Source organism: Phormidium sp. FACHB-1136, assembly GCF_014697375.1.
GTDB lineage: Bacteria > Cyanobacteriota > Cyanobacteriia > Phormidesmidales > Phormidesmidaceae > Nodosilinea.
Map to the genome: position 1 here is coordinate 1 of NZ_JACJRS010000209.1, position 2923 is coordinate 2923.

The 2923-nt window shown below is 41.0% G+C and carries 3 protein-coding genes; all 3 read right to left on the minus strand.

Annotated features, from left to right (window positions below):
• Positions 1-77: 77 nt before the first annotated feature.
• From H6G62_RS26510 to H6G62_RS26520, 3 genes are read right to left on the minus strand one after another with little or no spacing between them, the layout of a single operon-like run.
• Positions 78-662, minus strand: coding sequence for a VOC family protein (locus H6G62_RS26510; protein ID WP_190500763.1), 585 nt, complete (start codon positions 660-662; stop codon positions 78-80).
• Positions 662-2044 carry an aspartate aminotransferase family protein gene (locus H6G62_RS26515; protein ID WP_190500764.1) on the minus strand — a complete coding sequence of 461 codons (1383 nt, stop codon included), beginning with the start codon at positions 2042-2044 and terminating at the stop codon, positions 662-664. The genes H6G62_RS26510 and H6G62_RS26515 overlap by 1 nt, the downstream gene beginning before the upstream one ends.
• A gap of 22 nt (positions 2045-2066) precedes the next feature.
• On the minus strand, positions 2067-2792 hold the full coding sequence (locus H6G62_RS26520) for an acylneuraminate cytidylyltransferase family protein (RefSeq protein WP_190500766.1): 726 nt from the start codon (positions 2790-2792) through the stop codon (positions 2067-2069).
• Positions 2793-2923 lie beyond the last annotated feature (131 nt).

Below are 2923 nucleotides of genomic sequence, written 5' to 3' on the forward strand. Positions count from 1 at the left end.
GAAAGGCTTTACATCAGCCAGTTTCGGACATGATGGGTCGATTGACTCAGCTCATGTCCGTTTTTCTTGGCGTCCCGCTACCGGATACAGAACTTCCCACTGTCCAGTATATCAAATCTCCTAACTAAATAACTTGTAAGTTTCTGCGGGTATGACGTAAAAGGTTTTTTGAACTCATCATAAACAACATCAATATAACCTTCCTTATCGTTTCGGGATGAGTTCATTGTATCTACAACCTCTACAAGCTCTAACAGAATTCCTTCAGGTCCTTTGGAGTAAATTACTTTTACTGTGCCATCTGGAGATTTTTGAATTTCTCCAGGAAAAGTAACCCCAGCTTGGTTTAACTTTTGAACTGTTTGATCTAAATTTTGGACAGTGAGTGCAATATGAGTTAGTCCTGTAGAGTAAGGTGTACCTCCCCATATTGGCTTATCGGGGTGAGACTTAAAATGAAGTAATTCTAGTAAGTTACCATTTTGGTCAGAAAGCTTAGCAGTTGTTACCTGAACATTCTCAAGACCCATCATGGCATCTAAATGTGGGCCTGATTCCTCCATTTTTCGCTGAATTTGGAATCCCAGAACATCACACCAAAAATTAAGTGCCTTATCTAGATCAGACACCACTAATCCAATATGGCGAATACCAGTAATCATCAGACTGTTTCTTTAGTAATTTCTACGATTGCTTCTCCTAGAACATCTATACCCTCTAGAAGTGCTTCATCTGTAATTGTCAAAGGTGGCCCAATCTTGATGGATTCACGTCCCGTATGTACCACTAACAAACCCTTCTGCATACAACGTTCTGCAACTCTACTAGTAAATAAACCGTCTGGACTGTTAGTAATCGGGTTCTTAAATAGAACTGCAGCAATCAACCCCTTGCCAAACACATTGGAAATTAGATCGGGATATTTTCTTTGTAGCTTATGCAAAGCGTCAAACAGGATGCCCCCCTTTCGAGAAGCTTCATCAATTAAACTCAAAGATTCAATTTCTTCTAAAACAGCTAATCCAGCCGCACAAACTAATGGGTTTGCGGAGTGAGTGCTACTCATGTTGCCGATCTCTGGTAAATCCAGAATCTCTGCACGTCCAATCACGCCAGATAGTGGCACACCACCACCCATACCCTTACCGCAAGCAATTAAGTCTGGAACTACTTGATAATGTTCAAACCCAAACTTACACCCTGTACGACCAAATCCTGATTGCATTTCGTCAAATGCTAATAAAACATTATGTTTTCTGCAGAATTTCTCGACTGCTTGAACAAAATCATTTGGATAAAAAACAGCACCCCACCCTTGAAAGGTTTCTAGCATGAAACCACAAATATCAGTTTTCGGATTAATACCATTGGTGATCAACTTTTCTAATCCTTGATAGAAAAAATCATTACCACTCAAGCCATTGAGTGACCAGGGATAAGGAAATGGAATGTGGTGAATATTATCATCTTGATAGCCAATCCATGCCCGCTGAGGAAGGTTACTGCTCATCATTTGAGCACCCAGTGTACGCCCATGCCAATTATTTTCAATACAAATAACACCAAGACGGCGTTTCCCATATTTTTGTCCGTACATCCGCATCAACTTTAGAGTAGCCTCAGTCGCTTCAGTACCGGCTGACAAGAGAAATGCTTTTTCAAAGGGTGCTCCCGCAAACCTGACTAGTTTTTCTAAATAGTTAGCTCGAATTGGATTTGCATAGGCATAACAACTATACAGTGGATGATCTAGTGTGTCCTGAATGGCCGAGACAACCCGCTGATTAGAATGCCCTACATTAGCAACAAATATTGTTGAGGTAAAATCGATCCAACGATTACCCGCGATATCATAAATACTGAAGTTTTCAGCTCGATCCCACACCAGCGGAAGTTGTCCGTGCATGGAACGAGACTCAACCTTCTCTAATCTCTCCAAAACTTCTTTAGTGCTGGGTGCAGGTATTGATGTTTGAATGGAGCGGAATTTTGTCTTAACTTTTGGTACCTTCTGAGGTACCCGTGAAAACGAGTGATTAGCCATAGTTATCAATACTTGGGTGAGTTCAAGGGAAAAGCTTTGACAAAATTTCAGGATACTTAGATAGCTGAAATTCTAGATAAGAAAAATCCTCCTCAGTATCGACTTCATGGGCTATGGGAGTTACGAAAGGAATGACATAGCTGCCGTGGATAAGTTGATTATTAAGAATAAAGCTAGTGGACAAAACATCAACATAACCATTTGCAATGTAAGTCATTGGAAACCCTTGTCTTGCCTGGTTAACAGCATCCAAATCGGTATTACCTGATCCAATTCGACTTAGTTGACCCTCGGGAGTAATTTCAAGAGACTTATAGGCAGATTCAGACATTGGATGGACAGAACGTAGAGAAGTGGCCTTTGGATGACTCATGAAATGCTTTATAGCTTGATCGATGAGTAATGGATCACGTAGGGGGGTAGTGGGACGAATGTGAACAATATAGTCTGGTATGTACCCATGATGCCTTAGCCAATCTAAGGCATGCTTGATAAAATCATAATCACTGGATTTATCACCAGAGATTTCAGAAGGGCGTAAAAAGGGAGCCTCTGCTCCTTTTTTAATAGATAATTGAGCATAAACCTCTGAATCTGTAGAAACAATCGTTCGGTCAATGAATTGACTCTGCTGACAAGCTGCGATAGACCACTCAAGCAATGAATGACCAGCTAGGTCACGAATATTTTTGTGAGGGACTCCCTTTGAACCAGAGCGAGCAGGTATTAAAGCAATAACGGCTGGCATATTAAAACTTAAATTCAATGATTACTGGACAGTCATAAGTTCTGGACAGGGGTACTAAGTTACTAAGCTTTGGGAGACCTGAGGGGGCAAGGGGTTAAGCTTAGCGGCGATGAATTTAGGCAAAAGTAGAG

Excerpts from the sequence above, each read along its gene's own strand:
- H6G62_RS26515 (WP_190500764.1), bottom strand. The coding sequence starts at position 2,044 with ATGGCTAATCACTCGTTTTCACGGGTACCTCAGAAGGTACCAAAAGTT.
- H6G62_RS26520 (WP_190500766.1), bottom strand. The coding sequence starts at position 2,792 with ATGCCAGCCGTTATTGCTTTAATACCTGCTCGCTCTGGTTCAAAGGGA.
- H6G62_RS26510 (WP_190500763.1), bottom strand. The coding sequence starts at position 662 with ATGATTACTGGTATTCGCCATATTGGATTAGTGGTGTCTGATCTAGAT.